This window comes from Compostibacter hankyongensis (assembly GCF_039541075.1).
Lineage (GTDB): Bacteria > Bacteroidota > Bacteroidia > Chitinophagales > Chitinophagaceae > Compostibacter > Compostibacter hankyongensis.
Window position 1 is genome coordinate 1,035,216 of record NZ_BAABFN010000001.1, and the last position, 22,380, is coordinate 1,057,595.

The window sequence follows — 22,380 nt, forward strand, 5'->3', positions numbered from 1 at the left end:
CACAATGTTTTTTCATAGGCCTCAGCGAAACGCAGTTCGGCAACACTATTTAAAAATAAATCAACTCCGTTGCCAATGCTACGCATTTAAGGTCTAAAGTTGGTTTGTCTTACGAAGACCTCATCTCAGACCCGGGCCATTCAAATTTTCGTTATGCGGAAATATATCGTTTTGCTTTCCGGACTGCTGCTGTGCGCAACATTGGATGTATGCGCACAACAGCCATCGCAGGTGCAGCCCATGGGAACGGCTATGGAAAATTATGCTTATCCCTATCCGGTGCACTATCTCCCCCTGCATATCCAGGGGCAGGATCTGGAGATGGCTTATATGGATGTAAAGCCGGACAGCTGGAACGGCAAGACTTTTCTGCTGCTGCATGGTAAGAACTTTTTTGCCGCCTACTGGAAGGACGTGATCCGGGCGCTTACGGCGCAGGGATACCGTGTAGTAGCCCCCGACCAGGTCGGCTTCGGGAAATCTTCCAAACCCGATATTCATTATTCCTTTGAGCTGCTGGCCTCCAATACCCGGCAGGTGCTCGATACCCTGGGTATCCGGCAGGTATTTGTCGTCGGTCATTCCATGGGCGGGATGCTGGCTACCCGTTTTTCGCTGATGTATCCGGAGCGCGTGCAGAAGCTGATCTATGAGAATCCCCTCGGTCTGGAAGACTACCGGGAGAAGGGCGTGCCTTACCGTTCCATTGCCGATGAGTACCAGGTGCAGCTGCATCAGACCTTTGAGCGGCTGGTCAATTACCAGAAAAAAAATTATTTCTACCGCTGGAAGGATGCCTATAACGAATGGATCGAGCCGGTCTTCCGCTGGACGCTAAGCCCTGAATACCCCCGCATTGCCATGGTGTCGGCGCTGACCTACGAGATGATCTACACCCAGCCTGTATGTCATGAGTTTAAGGACCTGAAGATGCCGGTGTTGCTGATGCTGGGGCAAAATGATCATACGGCGCTGGGGAAGGACCGCGTCAGCCCGGAAGTGCTGAAAACCTTAGGCAATTTCCCGGAGCTGGGTAAAAAGCTTTCCCGCGAGATACCGGACTGCAAATACATTCCCATCCCGGAATGCGGACATATCCCGCATCTGGAGCATTTCGACCTTTTTATGAAAGCGGTGCTGGATTTTGCGGCGCATTAGACCTTCACGACCGACTTTACCTTTACGCCAAGCATGGTCCTGACGGCAGCGGCAATGCTGGCCGGATCAAATCCGGCTTCATGCTGCAGCGCTTCGGGCTTGCCCTGTTCGATCACCCGGTCGGGTATGCCGAGCATCTTTACCTGCGCGTGATAGCCGCGGGCAGCCATAAACTCCAGCACGGCGCTGCCGAAGCCGCCCATGATGCAGCCGTCCTCCACGGTGACGATCTTGTCAAAACTGTGGAACACCTCGTCAAGCAGGGCCTCGTCCAGCGGCTTTACAAAGCGGAGGTCATAATGCGCGGGGCATATGCCGTCGGTCGTCAGCTCGCGGCAGGCTTCCGTTACGAAGTTACCCGGATGTCCGTAGGAGAGTATGGCGATCTCCCGGCCCCCGGCGATCTTCCGGCCGGTGCCGATGCGGATCTCCTCAAACGGCGTTTCCCATTCGGGCATCACGCCCGTTCCGCGGGGATAGCGTATCACAAAAGGATGGGTGGTAGATGGCAGCTGCGCGGTGTACATGAGGTTGCGGAGCTCCGCTTCGTTCATCGGAGCGCTGACGATCATGTTGGGCAGGCAGCGCATATAAGCGATGTCATAGGCGCCGTGGTGGGTGGCTCCGTCTTCTCCCACCAGCCCGGCCCGGTCCAGGCAGAAGATAACGGGAAGATCCTGTATGGCCACATCGTGCACCACCTGGTCGTAACCCCGCTGCATGAAGGTGGAGTAGATATTGCAAAAGACCTTCAGGCCGTGGGTAGCCATGCCGGCGGAGAGCGTAACGGCATGCTGTTCGCAGATGCCCACGTCAAAGGCTCGGTCCGGCATTTTCTCCATCATGAATTTGAGGGAGGAGCCGGAAGGCATGGCCGGGGTAACGCCCATGACACGGTCGTTCTGCTCGGCCAGCGTAATGATGGTATGCCCGAATACGTCCTGGTATTTGGGAGGCTGGGGACCGGTGACGGGTTTTTTCTGGATTTCTCCGGTCATCTTGTCAAACAGACCGGGCGCATGCCACCGCGTCTGGTCTTTTTCGGCCAGCGCATAGCCTTTGCCTTTTACCGTAACGATATGCAGGAGCTTGGGGCCTGGAATCTGTTTCAGGTCCTGCAGCGTATCGGTCAGCTTCTGGACATTATGCCCGTCGATCGGCCCGAAATAGCGCAGGCGCAGCGACTCAAAAAGGTTGCTTGATTTGGAGACCATGCCCTTGATACCCGTTTCCAGGCGGGAAGCCATGTTGCGGGTAAACTTCCTCCCCACGGGCAGCTTGCCCATGAGGTTCCACACATCTTCCTTCAGCCGGTTATAAGCCGGCGAGGTGGTGATATCGGTAAGATATTCCTTGAGCGCCCCCACGTTGGGGTCGATGGACATGCAGTTGTCGTTCAGGATAATCAGCAGGTTGGCGTTGGATACCCCGGCATGATTGAGCGCTTCGAAGGCGAGTCCGGCGGTCATGGCGCCGTCTCCGATCACGGCAATATGCTGCTTCTGGAAGTCGCCCCGATAGGCATCGGCGATGGCCATGCCGAGCGCGGCGGAGATGGAGGTGGAGGAATGACCGACCCCGAAGGCATCGTATTTGCTTTCCGCACGGCGCGGAAAGCCGCTGATACCCTTGTATTTACGGTTGGTATGAAAATCGTCCCGGCGGCCCGTGAGGATCTTATGGCCGTAAGCCTGATGCCCGACATCCCATACCAGCTGGTCGTCCGGTGTGTTGAACACGTAATGCAGGGCAACGGTAAGCTCTACTACACCCAGGCTGGCGGCAAAATGGCCGCCATGCACGCTCACCACATCGATGATATACTGCCGCAGTTCGTCGCAGAGCTGGTTGAGCTGGTCACGTCTCAGACTTTTCAGGTCATCGGGGGAACTGATCTGGCTGAGCAGCGGACCGGGGGTGATGTCCATAGATGCCCGTTTAAAGGGTAAAATAAGACCAAAGATAACGTTTTTCTGCCTTTCACCTTTCGCCTTTCGCCTTTTAGCCTTCACCCCGCCCATTGATATAAAAGGATTTCCTAATTTGCCGTTACGGGTATAGATTTGGTCCCTCGGAGGAAGATTGCCAACCGGTATGTTTAAGAACATTTCAAGATATTATTGGTGGTGTCAGCTGGGGGGATGGCTGTCCTGGCTGGTGCTCAATACCATTGTGTACCTTACGCTGGGGAGGGTCAATACCGATTTTCTCATTTACCAGCTTTTCCTGATTACCAGCGGCTTCGTGGTGACCCATCTTTTGCGGACGATGATCGTGCATTTTCACTGGCTGGAGTATTCGCTGGATAAGGTCATCATCCGGTCCCTGATTGCGGTGATCGTCTGCGGGGTGCTGATCGCCCTCATGCTGGGCGGGCTCAACGGGCTCCTTCATTTCGACAAGGAACGGACGCTGTTCGATCCGAAACGGCTTCTGGGCGCTTCTTTTCTGGTCATGGTATGGACCATGATCTATTTTCTCTGGCATTATTTCCAGAAGGACCAGCAGTATAAGATGGACCGGCTGCAGCTGGAGTCGGTGGTCAAGGGCCTGGAGCTGCGGACGATCAAATCCCAGCTGAATCCGCATTTTATCTTTAATGCCCTGAACAGCATCCGGGCGCTGGTGGATGAAAATCCGCAGCGGGCCCGCACCGCCATTACCGAGCTGTCCAACATCCTGAGGAGCTCCATGCAGCTGGAGAAGATGGAGACGGTGAGGCTCGAGGATGAGCTGAGCATCGTCAGGGATTACCTGGCGCTGGAGCTGATCCGGTTTGAGGAGAGGCTTAAGGTTCAATACCATATCGACCCGGAGACGCTGGACCTGCCGGTGCCCCCGATGATGTTGCAGACGCTGGTGGAGAATGCCCTGAAGCATGGCATTTCCAAATCAATCCGCGGCGGCGTGGTGGAAATCGTCTCCCGCATTGTGGGTCTGCAGCACGAGATTACCATCCGGAACACAGGGCACCTCTCCGCCAATGTCAACGAGGACGGCTTTGGTCTGAAAAGCACGCGGCAGCGGCTTGAGCTCCTTTACCGGGATAAGGCGTCCTTTCAGATTTATAACGGGGATGACCAGCTGGTGGAAACAAAAATACGGATACCGTTGTAAAAAGCTTGGGAGCCTGGTGACAGGGCGGAAGGTCTTATCTTACTGTTAAAAAAAGATAAATATTTTACGGATGAAAAAGGCGCTTATTATCGACGATGAAAGGCTGGCGCGCAGCGAGCTGAAAAAACTCCTGACCGATTTTCCCGAGATCGAGGTAGTGGGTGAAGCGGTGAATGCAAAGGACGGGGAGGAGAAGATAGCCGCCCTCCAGCCGGACCTGCTTTTCCTGGATATACAGATGCCGGACAAAACGGGCTTTGAGCTGCTGGCTTCCCTGGAAAAGGTGCCGCAGGTGATCTTTACTACCGCGTATGACGAATACGCCCTCAAGGCCTTTGAATACAATGCGCTGGACTACCTGATGAAGCCCGTGGAGCCCAAACGGCTGGCCGACGCGCTCCAGAAGCTGCAGCAGCAGGAGGAGAAGGAGCGGCTGGTGCAGCAAAACCGGGGCAAGCTGAGCGAAGCCGATCAGGTCTTTGTGAAAGACGGGGATCGCTGCTGGTTTGTGAAGCTGCAGGACATCCGCCTGTTTGAAAGCGTGGGCAACTATGCCCGGGTTTATTTTGAACAGAATAAACCGCTGATCCTGAAGTCGTTAAACGCGCTGGAAGAACGGCTGGACGAACGGACGTTTTTCCGCGCCAACCGTAAACATATCGTGAACCTGCGGCATATCGAAAAGATCGATACCTATTTCAACGGGGGGTTGCTGCTGGAAATGCAGGGCGGCGAAAAGATAGAGGTATCCCGCCGTCAGGCGGTACGCTTCCGGGAGATGATGAGCCTGTGAGTGATGGAATTCCGGCAAAAAGCATAGATTTGTCACATTATGATCCCTGCCAACGCGATATATACTTCCCTGACAGCACAGAAACAAGCGGGCCGTAAGTCATTTGCGGTCCTGATCGACCCTGACAAGACCAATCCTGCCGCCCTCGAAAAGCTCATCGGGCAGTCGGTAGATGCCGGGGTGGATTATTTTTTTATGGGAGGAAGCCTGGTACTGACGGATAATCTCGACGAATGTATCCTGCAGATCAAGCGTTCGTGCGACATACCGGTGGTCCTGTTTCCCGGCCACCCTTCCCAGCTCTCCCGGCATGCGGATGCCCTGCTGTATCTTTCGCTGATCTCGGGCAGGAATGCCGACCTGCTGATCGGTCAGCACGTCATCTCGGCGCCGGCCGTACGCCAGAGCGGCGTGGAGGTAATTGCCACCGGCTACATGGTCATTGACGGGGGAACGCCTACGGCCGTTTCCTATATGAGCAATGCCGCCCCTATTCCCGCCAACAAGGACGATATCGCCCTTTGCACCGCCATGGCGGGAGAAATGCTGGGCAAGCGCGTTATTTATATGGATGCCGGCAGCGGCGCCCGGCAGACCATCTCGGAAAGCATGATCGCGCGCGTGGCCGCTCACATCTCCGTGCCCCTGATCGTCGGCGGCGGGATCAAAGATCCGGAAAAGGCATACCGCAACTGTAAGGCGGGAGCCGATGTGATCGTAGTGGGGAATGCCATTGAAAAGGGCGAGGCTCCCGTGCGGGAAATTGCCGCTGCCGTTCATTCCCTGCCGGTAAGTACTCCGGCATAACCCACCGCCAATATTATTTTTTTGAAAAAAAATTTGGAACGTAATATTTTTTGCCCTATGTTTGCTTTTAAATAGGGTTTTCATAAGATAGTAACAACGTCGGCGCATTTCCATGCGCCGTTCTTGTTTTTACCCATTTACGGATTCCGGCCCCGGGCAGGACGGTATTTTACGTCGGGCTTCGCCGGCGGTTATACGGTTTCTTTTTCTTCGACATTCTTAGTACCTTACGGTCAAATCCGGATGTATATGAACAAGCGGTTGATCTTGATGCTGGTGCTGGCAGGCAATATCCCGTTTTTTTCTTCCGCCAAGGGGGATCCGATCGGTAAAGGGGAGAAAATAGCGGATGACAGTTGTGTGAAACGCTGCCCGCCCCGGGGCGTGGAGGAATTTATTTTTATGTCGCCCCGCACCCAAAGCCGCAGCCAGGAAGACGACAAATGTGTATTCTACAAAAGCATTACCGAATTTTACAAATGGTACCTGCAGCATGAGGATATGATCCGGACGGCCTTGTCCGGCGATAACCGGGAGAAGGACTTCCTGCCGCCGCTGAACCTCAGCTGGGAAAATCTCCATGAGTATTTTGAATACATCAAAACGCATTATCCTGATGTCGCTATCCGCGCGGGTGACAACAGCGCCGGCCGGCCTGCGGAGCTACCGGTCATCCAGGCCGTCCGCCCCGCGGCCCCGGCTGACGTACCGGATCAGGATATTACGGCTCCTGACGAACCATCTTCCTCCGGCGATGTGCATGTTCAAATCATAGCCAGGTAAGCCACATGCAGATTAACTTTCGTTATCAGAAGGCCGAAGTGATCAATGCGCTGCGGTTCCATTTTTTAAACCGCGCGGAGATCAGGCTGTTCCGGATAGCCCTGTTTGTGCTGCTGGGCATAGCGGTGTTGGGTTATTTTCTGCACATGGTATCCCTGCCGGTGGTGGTGGCCATTGCATTGATGCTGGCTGTGCTGCTGCTGGCCTTCTGGTACCTGCTGCCGCTTTCTATCTACCGGAAAGCAGCTACCTTCAAAGAATTCATCCGGCTGCAGTACAATGAGGACGGGGTTACCATCGGCACCCACGTCGGCGAACGCAGCCTGTCCTGGCGCAGCTTTAACAGCGTGGTGGAAACGGCTACCTTCCATTATCTCTACCGCGATAAGAAATCTTTTTTCCTTGTGCCGGCCCAGGCCTTCCGGGACGAAGCGGAGCGGGGGGATTTCAGCAGGCTGCTGCGAAGCAAATTCGATGATTATATAAAAAAGTAAGCGGCTCAGCGGATGATTTTCTCCATGGCTATGCTCCGGGACCCCTTGATGAGCAAGGCGGTGTTTTCAAAATGCTGCTGCCTGTACCATGTTCCTGCCGCTTCTGCGTCGGGGAAGAAGAGGTAGGGATGATCCACCCGGGCAAAGTCGCCCCCCACCAACACCACCTGCAGCCACGGATATTGTCCGATCAGCCGCACCAGCTCCCGGTGCTCAGCCAGGCTGTCGGCCCCCAGCTCCATCATGGCGCCCAGCAGCAATACCTTGCGGGACCCTTTTAGGGCCGCGAAGTTTTCCACTGCCGCTTTCATGCTGGTAGGGTTGGCATTGTAGGCGTCGAGCACGAGGGTGTTGCTGCCTTCATGTATTACCTGGGAGCGCTGGTTGGCGGGCAGGTATTGCTCCAGCGCTTCCCGGGCCTTTTCGGGCGGTACCCGGAAATATTTCCCTACGGCTATGGCTGCCAGTGCGTTATACAGGTTGTAGTCCCCGACAAGACGGGTAGCTATGGGGCCGGTATAGCTGGTGCTGAGGTGCAGGAAAAGCGTGTTCTCCCGTATGGAGCCGCTCAGCTGCACATCTTCGCCGGTACCGTACCAGTAGATCTCCCGGATGTCATGGCTCATTTCCCGGAGATAGCCGAAATCCCGGCAGACAAAAGCGCTGCCGCCTGTGGCCCGGAGATGGTCAAACAGCTCTCCCTTTCCCCTGCGCACTCCTTCGATGCCCCCGAACCCTTCCAGATGGGCTTTTCCGCAATTGGTGATCAGGCCGTGTGTGGGGTTGGCGATAAGGCAGTAGGAGGCGATCTCCCGCAGATGGTTGGCCCCCATCTCCACGATGGCGATTTCAGTGCCGGCCGGTATGCGGAGCAGGGTAAGCGGCACCCCGATATGGTTGTTCAGGTTGCCTTCGGTAGCATAAGTGCGGTAGGCGGTACCCAGCACCGCGCGGCACAGCTCTTTGGTGGTGGTTTTGCCGTTGGAGCCGGTGATGGCGAGCACGGGGATGTTCAGCTGGTCGCGGTGATGGCGGGCCAGCTGCTGCAGGGCGGTCAGGACGTCATCCACCAGGATGCAGCGTTCGTCCGTCCGAAAAGCCGGGTCGTCGATCACGGCATAGGCGGCGCCCTGTTCCAGGGCGGCTGCCGCAAAGCGGTTGCCGTTGAAATGCGGGCCCTTCAGGGCAAAGAAGAGACTTCCCTCCAACGGGGCGCGCGTGTCGGTATGTACGGCCGGATGCCGGCGGTAAAGCTGGTATAGCGACGGAATGTCCAGAGCGAATGCTTTCGGCTTATCTTTTTGCCCTTGGCTTGCGGAAGTAGTTCCCGGTCTTGAAGTTGTTGCCTTCCTGGCTGCCTACGCGGTCCATGGCGCAGCGAAACCCAACGGTGTTGGCGGCCATGTCCTGCTGCATATAGCGGCGGGTACCCGGCGAGAGCCAGTAGGGGCGGTCATTCCAGGAACCGCCTTTGATGACGCGGCTTTTATCGTTGATCAGCGTGGTATGGCCGTAATCATAAGTGGCGCCGGAAAGCGAATCCCCGTCAAGGTAGTCCCTGACGTCTGCCCGCTGGTAATTCAGCCGGTCGGCGATCAGGGAATCCGGCTGGAGGATGGTCTTTACCTGACCCAGGCTGTCCACTTCCGGCTCGCCCTCCGCATTGCGGTATACATCGCGGAATACATTCCCGCGGAAATAGTTGAAATCGTCGCCGTCTTCCGGAGTCAGGGGGCGATACACGTCCCTTACCCATTCGCTGACGTTCCCGGCCATATTATAGATGCCGAAGTTGTTAGGGTAGAACGATCTTACCGGTCCCGGTATGGAAGCCCGGTCATTCAGCCCCCCGGCCACCCCCATATTGTCGCCGGAGCGCTGTTTGAAGTTGGCCAGGAATTCACCCTGCCAGGCTCCGCGGCGCGGGTCGCGCAGCCCGTTCGGGTTTACGGACCAGGGGTATACCTGACGGTTCATGATCAGGGCCTCCCCCTGTTTGCCTTCGCGTTTGGAGGGATTGGGGTTCTGTCCGATATAAGCGAGGGCCGCATATTCCCATTCCGCTTCGGTGGGCAGCCGGTAGTCCGGCAGCATGACCCCGTCGGACATGTTGAGGGAGCGGGGAGAGCCGTCGGGATTTTTGTAAGGCGAGCTCTTTGCGCCGGCCTTTTTACCCGGAGTGCCTTCGTACAGCCCGGCAATGTAGGACTTGGTGGTAAAATTGTTTTCGTCCGCCTCGTTGTTGATATCCGTGGGGGAAAGCACGCCGGCCTCTATGAGCATCTTTTCGTTGACCCGGTCCGAGCGCCAGCGGCAGTAGTTGTTGGCCTGCTCCCAGGTAACGCCCACTACGGGAAAGTCGTTATACGCCGGGTGACGGAAATAATATTCGACAAGCGGCTCGTTATAGGCCAGCTGGCTTCGCCAGGCCAGGGTATCGGGCAGCGCGGCCCGGTATATCTCGGGATAGCTGCCGCTGAACACCCTTCCCAGCCAGTAAAGGTATTCCCGGTAGTTGACGTTGGAAACTTCGGTTTCGTCGATGTAGAAGGAAGATACGGTGACCCGTTTGGGGATATTGTTCCAGTCGCCCATCACATCCTGCTCGGTGGATCCCATGGTAAAGGTACCGCCCTGTACGAATACCAGGCCGGGCCCGCTTTGCTGCTCCTTATTTTCCGCCACATAATAACCGCCCCAGTTCGGGTCGTTATAGTTCCAGCCCGTAGCGGAGGATTGGTCGTGCTTTTTTTTGATAAGCCCGCAGGAACCGAGGCCCAGCAGTAATGCCGCAAAAGCCAGGATTCCCGCCTGTTGTAGTCTGCTCATGGAACAAAGACATTATACCATACGTAATAACGCAAATATAGCAGTTTTATTTTTGCAGCGGCATGTTCCGTGCGGGGCGGGGAAAACGGCCCATTTCCGCGGAATACGGCGGCATCCTGCAATAAACCTCCGCGGGGTCCGTTATAAGCGCATCCGGCGGACGCTCCACCCGGATGGGGAGCGGTATGCTTAATTTGACTATTTTTACGTCCTTAAATAATTTTACAGCCTGCATGAGAATAGCGGTTGCCTTTTTGTGTGCGAGTAGCGTGTATTTGCTTTCTGCACCCCGTGCGGCGCTGGGCCAGGTCTCTACCGGCGAGCTTGACGGGCGGATCAATACGATCAATACGGCGGTGCCTTTTCTGCGTATATCCCCGGATGCCCGCAGCGGGGCTATGGGAGATGCCGGCATTGCCCTGTCGCCGGATGCGAGCGCCGTTTTCTGGAACCTTTCCAAGCTTCCCTTTGCGGAGAAAGAGAGCTCGGTATCCCTGACCTACACCCCCTGGCTGAAAGAGCTGGTCAACGACGTGTTCCTGGCCACGGTCAGCGGCTATAAAAAGATCGACGACGAACAGGCTATCGGCGCCTCTCTGCGCTATTTCGATATCGGCCATATACAGTTTACCGATGAATACGGGCAGGACCAGGGCGATTTTCATCCCCGCGAATTTGCTTTCGACGCGGGCTATGCGCGCAAGCTGTCCGACCACTGGTCCGTCGGGCTGGCGCTGCGTTACATATACTCCCATCTGGCCTCCGGCATCAACACCAGCACGGGCATCTCCTACAAGGCCGGGCAGGCCATTGCGGGGGATATTTCTGCCTTTTATACCCAGGATGTCACCAACAGCAACGGTACTATGGATACCTGGAACGCCGGCATCACCCTTACCAATCTCGGCAGTAAGATATCCTATACCCGTAAGGCGGGAGAGGGAGACTTTCTCCCATCGGACCTCGGCATCGGAGGGGCGTATACCCACCGGATAGACGAACAGAACAAGATCACTTTCGCAGCGGATATCAACAAGCTGCTGGTGCCCACCCCCGACACCAGCGGGAGAGATGAGAACGGGGTGCCCCGTTACCGGCGGAAAAGCGTGGTGGAAGGTATCTTCGGCTCTTTTTCGGACGCCCCGGGGGGATTTAAGGAAGAATTTCATGAGCTGATGTATTCGCTGGGCGTGGAATACTGGTACGACGATCTGTTTGCCGTGCGGGCGGGATATTACAATGAGCACCGTACCAAGGGCGACCGGAAATACCTGACCGTGGGCGTCGGCATTAAGTACGAACAGCTGGGCTTTAATTTCTCCTACCTGATCCCTTCCGGGGGCATACAGCAAAATCCGCTTTCCAATACCCTGCGTTTTTCCCTGCTGGTGGATTTTAAGCAAAAGGAATAATATCGGCTGCGCGGAGCTTCCGGTAACTGCCGTTTTTTTCACCCTTTATCATATCAATCCGTAATTATGTCGTTTCGTATCGGTTCAGGAGTAGATTTTCATCGGCTGGAGGCCGGCCGGCCTTTCTGGCTGGGGGGCGTACAGGTGCCCCATGACCGGGGCGCCGTGGGGCATAGCGACGCCGACGTGCTGCTGCATGCCATCTGTGACGCCATGCTGGGAGCGGCCTGTCTGGGCGATATCGGGGTGCATTTTCCGGATACGGATGCGGCTTATAAGGATATCGACAGCAAAGTGCTGCTGCGCCGGAGCCGGCAGCTGATCCGCGAAAAAGGCTACCGGGTGATCAATGTGGATACGACGCTGTGTCTGCAGGAGCCCAAGATAAAATCTTATGTCCCCGCCATGCAGCAGGCCATCGCCGCTTGTCTGGATATCGGGACCGGGGATGTCTCCGTCAAGGCCACCACTACCGAACGCCTCGGTTTTGTCGGCAGGGAGGAAGGGGTGATCGCCTATGCCACGGTGCTGCTCATGCGGGACGGGGCGGAATCCCTTGAATAAGTTTTATCTTTGATCTGTCCCCCAGCCCCCTGAAGGGGGAAGTCGATTTGATAATGTGCTGATTTGGTGATGTGCTGATTGCCTTCTCATCAAATTTCCAAATCATCAAATAAAAATAAATCGAATATGCCTTCCGTTAAGATCATTAACCAGTCGCCTTTTCCCCTGCCTGCCTATGCTACGCACAGTGCCGCGGGCATGGACCTGCGTGCTCACCTGGAAGCGCCGCTGACGCTGCAGTCCCTGGAGAGGGCCCTGGTCCCGACCGGTCTTTTTATGGAGCTGCCCGAAGGCTATGAGGCCCAGATCCGCCCCCGCAGCGGCCTGGCCCTCAAGCAGGGACTGACCCTGCTGAATACGCCCGGCACCATTGATGCGGATTACCGGGGGGAAATCCGTATTATCCTCGTCAACCTGTCCGGCGATCCTCAGGTTATCCACCCGGGCGACCGGATCGCACAGATGGTCATTGCCCGTTTTGAGCAGGTGACCTGGGAAGAAGTGGAAATGCTTTCCGCCACCGTGCGGGGCGACGGAGGTTTCGGGCATACCGGAAAACACTGAATATGCTGCGCTGCCGTACGATAATAGTCTTGGGATGTGTGGGTGCGCTGGTTGTAGCAGGCTCCTGCCGGACCACCCGCACGGCAGGACAGGATAATGCCGTATCCGCCGTCAGCACAGGCGCAGACGATTGGCTGTCTCCAGCGCAGCGGGTCGACAGTCTTTTCTTTGAGGCAAAAAAAACAGCGTTTGCCGGAGAGCCGAAAGCGGCGATCCGGCTTTTTGAAGACGTTTTACGCCTGCAGCCCGAAAACGCTGCGGCAAAATATGAGCTGTCCCGGATCTTCGGTCAGCTCCACGAACCCGCCGCGGCCCTCCCTTATGCCCGGAGCGCCTACCAGGCAGACAGCAGCAACCGTTGGTTTACCATTGCTTATGCCGACGCCCTGGTCGGCGACAAGCAGCCGGACAAGGCGGCCGATCTGTTTGAAAACTTATACCGCCGGCATCCTCATGAAGACCAGTACCTGCTGAATGAAGCTATCCTGCGCGGCAATGCAGGTAGGCATACCGAAGCGCTGCAGCTGCTGGACCGGCTGGAAGAGCAGCAGGGTGTAAATGAAGAGCTGGTATATCAGAAGCAGGCCCTTTTTCTGAAAATGGGAAATACAGAAGCCGCCGCTGCCGAGATCCGCAAGCTTATCCGGCTGTACCCGGAGGAAGGCCGTTATTACGCCTTGCTGGCGCAGGTATACGATATGAAGGACCTGCCGGACAAAGCCATCAGCGTATATGATACGCTGCTGAAAAGAGACCCGGGCAATCCCCGCGCCCTGGTGGCCATTGCCCTGCAATACAAAAAAAAGGGAGCGGAGCGGACTTATGAAAAATACATGGGCAAAGCATTTGCCAACCCCGGCTATGCCATTGACGACAAGATCGCTTTTGTATATCCTTTCCTGAAGTACATCGAGGTGGATTCCACCAAAAAAGACGAGGCCCTGAAGCTCTGCCGGATGATCGTACATGCGCATCCGGGCGAGGCACGGGCTTATGCCCTCTACGGCGACATGTGGTATCAGGCGGGGCAGCCGGACAGCGCGCTGGTACAGTACCGCCGTTCCATGGCGCTGGACGATTCCCGGTTTGAGCTGTGGCAGCAGCTGATGCTGATCTATGCCGCAAAGGAGCAGAACGATTCGTTGCTGCGGATCAGCGGGGTGGTCACCCGGCGCTTCCCGGACGAATTGCTCGGCTGGTATTTCAGCGGCGTGGTAAAGGTGGCGGAGCAGCAGTATCCGGAAGGGGTGAGAGACCTGCAGCAGGCGTTGACCGTTCCCATAAAAAATGATAAGATCCGGAACAGGATTTATATTTCGCTGGCGGAAGCCTATAACGCCATGCAGCGCTATGCCGATTCGGACAGCTGTTTTGAGAAAGCCCTCCGGCTGAAGCCTGACGACGATCTTACGCTGAACAACTATAGTTACTATCTTTCCGAACGCGGCGAGCAGCTGAAGAAGGCGGCCCGCATGTCCGCCTTATCCCTGAAGCTGAGTCCGGGGAATGACAATTATGAAGATACGTATGCCCGCATCCTGTTCAAGCTGCGGCGGTACCGCGAAGCAAAACAATGGATGGAGCGTGTGCTCAGCCGGCCCGGCGCCCGGGCGCATCCCGGCTATCTTGAGCATTACGGCGATATCCTGTACAAGCTGAGGCAGGTGGACCGCGCGGTAAAATACTGGCAGCTCGCCCGGGAGAAAGGCGCCGGTTCTGCTGTGCTGGAACGGAAAATTGCGGCGCGGAAATTGCCGTAGAAAATAAATAAACGATTAACGGATGCAAAGGTGTACGAGGAGAGGACTTATCCTGTTGCTGGGTCTGGGGCTGCTGCTCGGCTGGCAGTGCAAAACATCACGGAAAGCGGTGCGCAAGTCCCGCGAAGCAGGAACCTTGTCTCCGCGGCCGGAGCGGGGGGCAGACGAAGCGCTGCAGCTAAAGGCCCTGCATGATACGCTGCTGGCAAGAAGGACAGACTATACCACCTTTTCCGCCCGGGCCAGGGTGGATGTTGAAACCGAAAAGGAAAAACAGCAGGGGATCACCGTTTTTATCCGGATGCGGCGCGACAGCATTATCTGGATATCGGTCCGTCCTGTGCTGGGTATCGAGATGGCCCGGGTGCTGATCACGCCCCGCGAAGTGCAGCTGGTCAATTATTTCAAAAAAACCGTCACCGTGCGAAGCATTGATTCACTCCAGGAAGTATTGCACCTGCCCTTTGATTTCAGTACCCTGCAGGATCTCCTGGCCGGCAATCCCGTTTACCTCACCGATTCCCTGAGCAGCCTCGAGCAAAAGGATGGGGCCTGGTCTTTTATGGCGGAAGGACCGGAATTCAGCAACCGTGTCACCCTCTCTGCCGGCGATTACCGTCTGCAGCAGAACCATCTTACCGAAAAGGACAGCACCCGCCGCGCCTGCGATCTGCGGTATGAGGATTACGAACCGGCAAACGATGGCCGCAGCTTTCCCCTGCACCGCATGATCAGCGTGGCTACCCCTAAAGCTACCGCCCGCGTCGATATCCGGTTCGTTCGTCCGGAATTTGATCAGCCGCTTACCTATCCTTTTGCTGTCAGCAGCAAATACCGGCGGGAGTAAAAATGGCGAACCGTTCTTTTTTCTATATTTGTCTGATTCAAAAATATGCCTGTGCCTTTCAAGATATTTCGTTCTGCCTGTATGATCATACTCCTGTTGTTGCCGGCATTGCTGCGCGCCCAGGAGCGGTCGCCCGAGCGGGCAGAGCTGGAAAGAAAGCGGACCCAGCTGCAGCAGGATATCGAACAATCCACCCGTGAGCTGGGCGATGTGAAGCAGGATCGCCGCAAAAGCATGACCCAGCTTCAGCTGATTCAAAACAAGCTGCGGCTGCGCAACAAGCTGATAAAAAACATCAACCAGGAGATCAACTATATCAACGGGGATATCAACAAAGCCAACCGGGACATCAGCTCGCTGCAGAAAGACCTGGATACGCTGAAAGCCCAGTATGCGGAGCTGGTGGTATACGCGTATAAAAATCATAACACCTATGATTATCTCAATTTCATTCTCTCCGCCCACAGCTTCAACGATGCCATAAAGCGCTTCCAATATCTCAAGCAATACCGGGAGTACCGCAAGCATCAGGCGGGCACTATTCTCGAAACGCAGGACGCTTTAAAGAAGAAGATCGCCACCCTGGCGGCTATCAAGGACAAGCGCAGCAAGGTGCTGGAAAGCGAAGAAGGCCAACGGAAAGATATGGAGGAAGAGCAGCGCCAGCAGGATGAGGTGGTACAGTCGCTGAAGGGGCACGAAAAGGAATTGCTCGCCGATATCAACGAAAAGAAAAAGGCATCGCGGCAGCTGAATGTGAAGATCGCGGCCGTGATCCGTCAGGAGATAGAGGCAGCGCGGCGGAAGGCTGCAGAAGAAGCGGCTGCGCGCGCCCGTGCCGAGGCAGAAGCACGGAAACGCGCAGAAGAGGCGCGGCAGCGCGCCCTTGCCGCACAACGGGCTTCGGGTGAAAGTCCCGCTGCCGGCGAAGCGCAGGAGAGCGCTTCCCCTGCCGTTGCCGATGCCGGCGCAGCAGCCACGGCTCCGGAAACCGCGGCCGCAGCCCCTGAAAAAAGCGCCCGTCCCGAAAATGTGCTGGAAAGTACACCGGAAGCGCTGGCCCTCTCAGAAAATTTCGAGGCCAACCGGGGCCGCCTGCCCTGGCCCGTGGCCAAAGCCATCGTCATGGATCCCTTCGGGGTGCACAAACACCCGGTGCTGGATAAGGTTACCTGGGATAACGACGGGGTGACGCTGCGGACCAATACCGGCGCCTCCGTGCGGGCCGTATTCGACGGCGATGTAGCCAACGTGTTCCTGTTGTCGGGTCGTTGGAATGTGATGATCCGGCACGGACAGTATTTTACCGTATATGCCAACCTCAAGGATGTGTCTGTTCAGAAAGGAGATAAGGTAAAGACCATGCAACCTATCGGTACCGCCTATACGGATCCTTCTACCGGAGATGCGGCGCTTGACTTTAAGATATATAAGGGCAGTGTGGCGGTAAATCCGGAAACCTGGCTGGCCGGCGGACACTGATCGCCGGACACTGACCACCGCCGGGAACAAGTGTCCCTCTCTTTATACGAGCTGCTTCACGGCACAAATTGCTGGTACAACGCCTCGTACTCCGGTATGATCCTGTCGATATGAAAACGCTGGGCCGCCTCGCAGGCCTGTTGCTTGAACTTTTTGAGCAGCGCCTCGTCCTGCAGCAACGCGATGGCGTGAGCCGCCATACCGTCTACGTCGCCCACCGGGCTGAGAAAGCCGGTCTTTCCCTGGATATTGATCTCGGGCAGACCGCCGGCATCCGAAGAAATAACCGCCACGCCGGAAGCCATCGCTTCCAGCGCCGCCAGGCCGAAGCTTTCATACTCCGAAGGCAGGATAAAGATGTCGGAAACAGCCAGCACTTCCTCGAGCTGTTCCTGCTTGCCGACAAAACGGATGTCCCCGCAGATGCCCCATTCCCGGCACATCCCTTCGATCACGGGCCGGTCCGGGCCGTCTCCGATGAGCAGCAGCTTGGCCGGCAGGGCTTCCCTGACCTGTCTGAAGACCTTCACCACATCGGCTACGCGTTTTACTTTGCGGAAGTTGGAAATGTGCAGGAGTATCTTTTCCCCGTTGGGAGCGATCGCCTTCCGGGCATTGGGACATTCCCGGGGCCGGAAGCGACGGGTATCGGTAAAGTTATAGATGACGGAAATGGGTTTCCGGATGTCGAAGGTGCGGTAGGTTTCGTCCCGCAGGTTTTCCGAAACGGCGGTGATGGCATCCGATTCGTTGATGGAAAAAGCCACCACGGGAGCATAGGTCTTGTCCCTCCCTACCAGCGTGATGTCGGTGCCGTGCAGGGTGGTGATCACCGGGATTTTCTTGCCCTGTTTCAAAAGGATCTGCCTGGCCAGGTAGGCGGTAGTAGCATGGGGAATGGCGTAGTGCACATGCAGCAGGTCCAGGTCGTTATTGCTGATGACATCCACCAGCGTGCTGGACAGCGCCGACTCATACGGCGGATAGTCAAAAAGCGGGTAAGTGGGCACATTTACTTCATGATAGTAAATGTTGGGGTGAAAACCGTCCAGCCGTACGGGCTGCTGGTAGGTAATGAAATGCACCATGTGCCCTTTGTCTGCCAGTGCCTTACCCAGCTCGGTGGCCAGGACTCCGCTACCGCCATAGGTGGGGTAGCAAACGATTCCGATACGCATTGCTGTCTGCCGTTATTTTTTAAAGACTATCGCCGCGCTAAGGTAAGCCAAAATGCGGTAAACGATGCGATCCGGCGCGGGAGTACTGCATTGCTTTCCGGGAGCGGCATTGTATCTTTACGGCCTGTCTTTACGACTTGTCCGACCGATTTTGCCTGTCGTGCGGACATAATGCTGTGCTTTATGAAACGCTTTCTCGTATTTCTGCTTTTCGTGTTGCTGATCGCCGGCAGCCTTTTTACTTACTGGCGGTATTACGCTCCTTTTGCGGAAGGACACAAATCGGGGGTATTAAAGGATATTACGCTCAGCTCTTCGTTATATAAAACCTGGAAGGGGAGGCTGTCCGGCCGCGATTTTACCTTTGCCGTGACGGATCCCGAGCTGGCCGATTCGCTACAGCATTGTACCGGCCGGGCGGTGGTGTTGCACTACTATGAATATCATGGGAGCCTGCCCTGGCGGGGCTCCTGCCGCTATATTGCCGATAAGGTGCTGTTTGTGGGGAGACCATAGGGACAATAGGAATGGGTTTCCTGTTTGAGGTTCCGTGGTCTAAGGTTCAAGGTCTAAAGTCTAAAGTTCATCTGCCTGGAATGAAATCTTAGACTTAAAATGCCCTTCACCTTTCACCCTTTACCTTTCACCTTTAAAAAGCGTCCATCACAAAGATGGCCGGCCGTTTGTGCAGGTCTGGCGGAGGGTGCTGCCGCCATTCCGCGACGGAGCGGGTGCGGATGAATTCTTCCGGACCGGTAATGTCTGCGGCGATGCAGAGCCGGGTAGCCGGCTGGCAGTGCTGCAGGATATCTTCCAGGAGCGCCCGGTTGCGGTACGGCGTTTCTATAAAAAGCTGGGTCTGCCCCAGCTGCCGGGCGCGTTTTTCCAGGGCTTTCAGGGTGGATATCCGCTCTTCCTGCTTTACCGGCAGGTAACCGGTAAACTGGAAGTTTTGCCCATTCATCCCCGAGGCGGCCAGGGCCAGGAGGAGGGAAGAAGGACCGGAGAGCGGTATCACCGCCGCTCCTGCAGCATGCGCCGTCTGCACCACCTCCTTTCCGGGGTCGGCTATGCAGGGATAGCCCGCCTCGCTGAGCACGCCGAGGGAAGTTTTTTCCTTCAGCAGCCGGCGAAGCTGTGAAAGATCGGGCGGATGATGCTCGTTCATCGGGTACAGCTGCAGCTCATCGATGACGATAGCCGGGCAGAGCTCCTTCAGGAACCGCCGGGCGGACCTTTCGTTTTCCACAAAGAAATGCCGCAGCTGCGCAGCTGTTTGTGCCACGTAGGCCGGCAGCACGTCCAGCGTATGCGGGCTGAGCACACAGGGGATCAGGTATACTTTTGCGTGGGATTGTGGCATATGGATACAGCTGTGGCTGCGTAATTTACATCAATCGGCCCACATGCTCAAAATGAAGCGGGGTTCTACGGCGTATGAATTAAATTTGTCTGTCTATACAGGAGGATTACAATGACACGTTTACCGGAATCTTTTTATACCCGCGGGGATGTCGTAAAGATATCCCGGGAATTGCTGGGCAAGGTGCTGATCAGCAACTTCGACGGTAACTATACGGCGGGGCGTATCGTGGAAACAGAAGCCTATGCAGGAATCACCGACCGCGCTTCGCATGCCTGGGGCGGAAGACGCACGCAGCGAACCGAGGTGATGTATAACAAAGGCGGACTGGCTTATGTTTATTTGTGTTACGGCATTCACCATTTGTTTAATGTGGTGGTCAACGAAGCCGATATTCCCCATGCCGTATTGGTCCGCGCCGTAGAGCCGGTAGCGGGTATTGAATACATGCTGGAGCGCCGCGGGAAGGCAAAACCTGCTTATACCCTTACCGCCGGTCCCGGGGCGCTCACCCAGGCGCTGGGCATCCGCACGGAGCATACTGGCTATAACCTGATCACGGATGAGCGGCTATGGATCGGAGACGACGGGCAGCGGGTCAGCCCCCGGCAGATTGTAAAAGCTACCCGCGTAGGCGTGGATTACGCCCGCGAAGACGCTTACCGCCTTTACCGGTTTTATCTCCGCGACAATCCCTGGGTCAGCAAGGGGAAGGGGCTGGTGGTTCCGGGTTAGGGATCTGTAACGCCAACTGACAACTGTGCGAACTGCAACGGACAGAAAAAACTCAGCAAGTTTCGGATTTTATGACAGCGATATAGTTCTGACATTTGCAATATAAATTCAGAACGATGAAAGCACAACAACAACTCAATTACAACCGGATTGCCGAAGCAATAGAATATATCAAAAACAACTTCAAAAAACAACCCACCCTTGATGAAGTTGCTTCAAAAGTGCATTTAAGTCCGTTTCATTTTCAGCGTTTGTTCAGCGAGTGGGCGGGTACGACGCCCAAAAAGTTTCTGCAATACATCAGTATTGAACACGCCAAGAAATTATTGGATGGCCGGCAAGCTACGCTTTTTGATACCGCTTTTGAAACCGGACTTTCAGGCATAGGACGGCTGCACGACCTTTTCATCAACATAGAGGGAATGACGCCTGCCGAATACAAAAACGGCGGTAAAAATCTTTCTGTCAATTATAGTTTTGCCGAAAGCCCTTTCGGAAATTTGATTGTGTCTTCCACATCCAAAGGTATTTGTTATATGGCTTTTGACGATGACGAAGCCAACGCATTGAACGATTTGAAGAAAAAATTTCCGAACGCAACGTTCCAAAGAAAATTGGATTTGATACAGCAAAATGCGTTGTTCATTTTTCAAAATGATTGGAGCAAATTGCCCGAGATAAAGCTGCATTTAAAAGGTACGGATTTTCAGCTGAAAGTTTGGGAAACGCTTCTGAAAATCCCGATGGGACGACTTTCTACTTACGGCAACGTTGCAGTACAGATCGGAAGTCCGAACGCTTCGAGAGCGGTAGGCACAGCGGTTGGCAGCAATCCCGTTGCGTTTCTCATTCCTTGTCATCGTGTTATCCAATCTTCGGGCAACATTGGCGGTTATATGTGGGGCAGCACCAGAAAGACCGCTATCATCGGCTGGGAAAGCGCAAAAATCGACATTGGGAAAATGTAGGCAGAATTAACAGTGAACGCAGGAATTTCAGTTATAAAATGATAAAGCAAAAGTTACAAAAAACAGATTGGCAGAGCATAACCGAAATAATGCACACAAACGGTTACGCCATCATCCCCAATCTGTTATCAGATAAACAATGTGAAATGCTGATAACCGGATACAATAATCCGAACGCATACAGGAAAACGGTAGTAATGGAGCGCTACCGTTTTGGTTTGGGCGAATACAAGTATTTTAATTATCCTTTGCCCGATATCATTCAGCAAATCAGAACAAACATTTATCCGCACCTTGCGCCGATTGCCAATACGTGGTTTAGGGCGTTGAATGTTGATAAGCAATTCCCATTAGAACACGGAGAATTATTGCGGCAATGCCGCCAGAACGGACAGCAAAAAGCAACCGTTCTGATATTGAAATACGGCAAAGGCGGTTTCAATGCCTTACATCAGGATTTATATGGCGATATATATTTTCCGGTACAGGCGGTTTTATTTCTGAACGAACCCGGCAAAGATTTTACAGGCGGGGAATTTGTATTGACCCAGCAAATTCCGAGAGCTCAGTCCAAAGCCATAGCTCTCACGCCGAAGAAAGGAGATTTGCTGATTTTTACGACCAATTTCAGGCCTGAAAAAGGCATAAAAGGTTATTATCGTGTATACATGAAACACGGAGTAAGCGAAGTAAGAACAGGCGAACGCTATACATTAGGCATTATTTTTCATGATGCTATCAGTTAGGATATGATACGGCACACTGAAATATCCGATAGCGATTTGCGCAATAAAATCAGACAACAGAAAATCCGTTTAGGCGGAAATAGCAAGCTGAAGATTTATGGTATATTGCGTTGTGCTGCAGGCAAAAGAATGAAAAGGGAAAACAGGGTTTTCTTTACATCGGAACAGGAAGCGCGGCAAAATAATTACCGGCCCTGCGGACGTTGTTTGAAGATAGAATATAAAAAATGGAAGAGTGAATTTATTTAATCAAACCGTAGATGAATATAACATATAGATACGGCATAAGGCGCGATTGGCGCAAGTTGAAAGAGTTGGCTGTTAATTCCTGGGAGCAATATCGACCAGCGTTAACACCTGAAAACTGGCAAATATTATTTGACAACTTAACCGATGACGCGACATACACATGGTTGCTTGACAAATCAAGGAGCTTCATATGCACCACCGGAAAAGATGAAATTATTGGAATGGCCTTCCTTGTTTCTCATGGCAATCCGACCGACATTTATGACAAAGAGTGGTGTTATATTCGTTTTGTGACAGTTGATCCAAACTTTAGTGGACAAGGGATTGGGCGAAAGCTCACAACTTTATGCGTTGACAGCGCCAGACAGAACGGTGAAAAAGTAATTGCACTTCATACTTCTGAACTTATGAATGCAGCCCGTCATATTTATGAAAGTCTGGGCTTTAAAATTGTAAAAGAAATTGACCAACAGCTCGGAAAGCGATATTGGCTTTACATGCTCAATCTTAATGAAGCCGTGGAATAGAGAA

General features: G+C 54.5%; 23 protein-coding genes. 18 read left to right on the forward strand and 5 right to left on the reverse strand.

Annotated features, from left to right (window positions below; all coding sequences use genetic code 11):
* Positions 1-153: 153 nt before the first annotated feature.
* On the forward strand, positions 154-1,158 hold the full coding sequence (locus ABD851_RS04330; RefSeq protein ID WP_344975893.1) for an alpha/beta fold hydrolase: 1,005 nt from the start codon (positions 154-156) through the stop codon (positions 1,156-1,158).
* On the opposite strand, the gene dxs is transcribed toward ABD851_RS04330, so the two are convergent.
* Positions 1,155-3,086: a 1-deoxy-D-xylulose-5-phosphate synthase gene (dxs, locus tag ABD851_RS04335; protein WP_344975896.1), complete on the reverse strand. Its 1,932-nt coding sequence runs from the start codon at positions 3,084-3,086 to the stop codon at positions 1,155-1,157. The two genes, ABD851_RS04330 and dxs, sit on opposite strands and share 4 nt — an antisense overlap.
* 166 nt (positions 3,087-3,252) lie before the next feature.
* Here dxs and ABD851_RS04340 point away from each other — a divergent pair, with 166 nt between their 5' ends.
* The 5 genes from ABD851_RS04340 (at position 3,253) to ABD851_RS04360 (ending at position 7,152) form a co-directional block, all read left to right on the forward strand.
* Positions 3,253-4,275 (forward strand): sensor histidine kinase, encoded by a 1,023-nt coding sequence (locus tag ABD851_RS04340; RefSeq protein ID WP_344975899.1) that lies wholly within the window; start codon positions 3,253-3,255, stop codon positions 4,273-4,275.
* Between the two features lie 70 nt (positions 4,276-4,345).
* The gene (locus ABD851_RS04345) at positions 4,346-5,068 is read left to right on the forward strand and encodes a LytR/AlgR family response regulator transcription factor (RefSeq protein ID WP_344975902.1); all 723 of its coding nucleotides are present in this window, start codon (positions 4,346-4,348) and stop codon (positions 5,066-5,068) included.
* A gap of 39 nt (positions 5,069-5,107) precedes the next feature.
* Complete coding sequence (locus ABD851_RS04350) at positions 5,108-5,875, forward strand: phosphoglycerol geranylgeranyltransferase (protein ID WP_344975905.1); 768 nt, start codon at positions 5,108-5,110, stop codon at positions 5,873-5,875.
* A gap of 249 nt (positions 5,876-6,124) precedes the next feature.
* Complete coding sequence (locus tag ABD851_RS04355) at positions 6,125-6,658, forward strand: hypothetical protein (protein WP_344975910.1); 534 nt, start codon at positions 6,125-6,127, stop codon at positions 6,656-6,658.
* Positions 6,659-6,663: 5 nt separating this feature from the next.
* The gene (locus ABD851_RS04360) at positions 6,664-7,152 is read left to right on the forward strand and encodes a YcxB family protein (RefSeq protein ID WP_344975915.1); all 489 of its coding nucleotides are present in this window, start codon (positions 6,664-6,666) and stop codon (positions 7,150-7,152) included.
* Positions 7,153-7,157: 5 nt separating this feature from the next.
* Here ABD851_RS04360 and ABD851_RS04365 read toward each other — a convergent pair whose 3' ends face one another.
* Complete coding sequence (locus tag ABD851_RS04365; RefSeq protein WP_344976402.1) at positions 7,158-8,429, reverse strand: UDP-N-acetylmuramoyl-tripeptide--D-alanyl-D-alanine ligase; 1,272 nt, start codon at positions 8,427-8,429, stop codon at positions 7,158-7,160.
* A 16-nt stretch (positions 8,430-8,445) separates the two neighbouring features.
* Positions 8,446-9,981 (reverse strand): SUMF1/EgtB/PvdO family nonheme iron enzyme, encoded by a 1,536-nt coding sequence (locus ABD851_RS04370; RefSeq protein WP_344975918.1) that lies wholly within the window; start codon positions 9,979-9,981, stop codon positions 8,446-8,448.
* Between the two features lie 233 nt (positions 9,982-10,214).
* Between ABD851_RS04370 and porV the strand changes: the two genes are divergently transcribed.
* From porV to ABD851_RS04400, 6 genes are all read left to right on the forward strand, one after another.
* A complete protein-coding gene (porV, locus tag ABD851_RS04375; protein ID WP_344975921.1) occupies positions 10,215-11,393 on the forward strand; it encodes a type IX secretion system outer membrane channel protein PorV in 1,179 nt (392 codons plus the stop codon).
* Between the two features lie 66 nt (positions 11,394-11,459).
* Positions 11,460-11,957, forward strand: coding sequence for a 2-C-methyl-D-erythritol 2,4-cyclodiphosphate synthase (gene ispF / locus ABD851_RS04380; protein ID WP_344975924.1), 498 nt, complete (start codon positions 11,460-11,462; stop codon positions 11,955-11,957).
* A 126-nt stretch (positions 11,958-12,083) separates the two neighbouring features.
* The gene (gene dut, locus ABD851_RS04385; RefSeq protein ID WP_344975927.1) at positions 12,084-12,521 is read left to right on the forward strand and encodes a dUTP diphosphatase; all 438 of its coding nucleotides are present in this window, start codon (positions 12,084-12,086) and stop codon (positions 12,519-12,521) included.
* 2 nt (positions 12,522-12,523) lie between these two features.
* Positions 12,524-14,281 (forward strand): tetratricopeptide repeat protein, encoded by a 1,758-nt coding sequence (locus ABD851_RS04390; RefSeq protein ID WP_344975930.1) that lies wholly within the window; start codon positions 12,524-12,526, stop codon positions 14,279-14,281.
* Positions 14,282-14,303: 22 nt separating this feature from the next.
* Positions 14,304-15,128: a lipoprotein insertase outer membrane protein LolB1 gene (gene lolB1, locus ABD851_RS04395; protein WP_344975933.1), complete on the forward strand. Its 825-nt coding sequence runs from the start codon at positions 14,304-14,306 to the stop codon at positions 15,126-15,128.
* Between the two features lie 51 nt (positions 15,129-15,179).
* Positions 15,180-16,610: a murein hydrolase activator EnvC family protein gene (locus ABD851_RS04400; RefSeq protein ID WP_344975936.1), complete on the forward strand. Its 1,431-nt coding sequence runs from the start codon at positions 15,180-15,182 to the stop codon at positions 16,608-16,610.
* A 56-nt stretch (positions 16,611-16,666) separates the two neighbouring features.
* Here ABD851_RS04400 and bshA read toward each other — a convergent pair whose 3' ends face one another.
* Entirely contained in the window at positions 16,667-17,788 is a 1,122-nt protein-coding gene (gene bshA, locus ABD851_RS04405) for an N-acetyl-alpha-D-glucosaminyl L-malate synthase BshA (protein ID WP_344975939.1), read from the reverse strand.
* A gap of 183 nt (positions 17,789-17,971) precedes the next feature.
* On the opposite strand from bshA, the gene ABD851_RS04410 reads away from it, so the two are divergent.
* Positions 17,972-18,304 carry a hypothetical protein gene (locus tag ABD851_RS04410; RefSeq protein WP_344975942.1) on the forward strand — a complete coding sequence of 111 codons (333 nt, stop codon included), beginning with the start codon at positions 17,972-17,974 and terminating at the stop codon, positions 18,302-18,304.
* A gap of 133 nt (positions 18,305-18,437) precedes the next feature.
* Here ABD851_RS04410 and ABD851_RS04415 read toward each other — a convergent pair whose 3' ends face one another.
* On the reverse strand, positions 18,438-19,151 hold the full coding sequence (locus ABD851_RS04415; protein ID WP_344975944.1) for an SAM-dependent methyltransferase: 714 nt from the start codon (positions 19,149-19,151) through the stop codon (positions 18,438-18,440).
* A gap of 111 nt (positions 19,152-19,262) precedes the next feature.
* On the opposite strand from ABD851_RS04415, the gene ABD851_RS04420 reads away from it, so the two are divergent.
* The 5 genes from ABD851_RS04420 to ABD851_RS04440 all read left to right on the forward strand — a co-directional run bounded on the left by ABD851_RS04420 (position 19,263) and on the right by ABD851_RS04440 (position 22,376).
* Positions 19,263-19,886 carry a DNA-3-methyladenine glycosylase gene (locus ABD851_RS04420; RefSeq protein WP_344975947.1) on the forward strand — a complete coding sequence of 208 codons (624 nt, stop codon included), beginning with the start codon at positions 19,263-19,265 and terminating at the stop codon, positions 19,884-19,886.
* Positions 19,887-20,002: 116 nt separating this feature from the next.
* The gene (locus ABD851_RS04425) at positions 20,003-20,854 is read left to right on the forward strand and encodes a bifunctional helix-turn-helix domain-containing protein/methylated-DNA--[protein]-cysteine S-methyltransferase (protein ID WP_344975950.1); all 852 of its coding nucleotides are present in this window, start codon (positions 20,003-20,005) and stop codon (positions 20,852-20,854) included.
* Positions 20,855-20,892: 38 nt separating this feature from the next.
* Entirely contained in the window at positions 20,893-21,600 is a 708-nt protein-coding gene (locus tag ABD851_RS04430) for a 2OG-Fe(II) oxygenase (RefSeq protein ID WP_344975953.1), read from the forward strand.
* Between the two features lie 3 nt (positions 21,601-21,603).
* On the forward strand, positions 21,604-21,849 hold the full coding sequence (locus ABD851_RS04435; protein WP_344975956.1) for an Ada metal-binding domain-containing protein: 246 nt from the start codon (positions 21,604-21,606) through the stop codon (positions 21,847-21,849).
* 11 nt (positions 21,850-21,860) lie between these two features.
* Complete coding sequence (locus ABD851_RS04440; RefSeq protein WP_344975959.1) at positions 21,861-22,376, forward strand: GNAT family N-acetyltransferase; 516 nt, start codon at positions 21,861-21,863, stop codon at positions 22,374-22,376.
* The last annotated feature ends 4 nt before the right edge of the window (positions 22,377-22,380 follow it).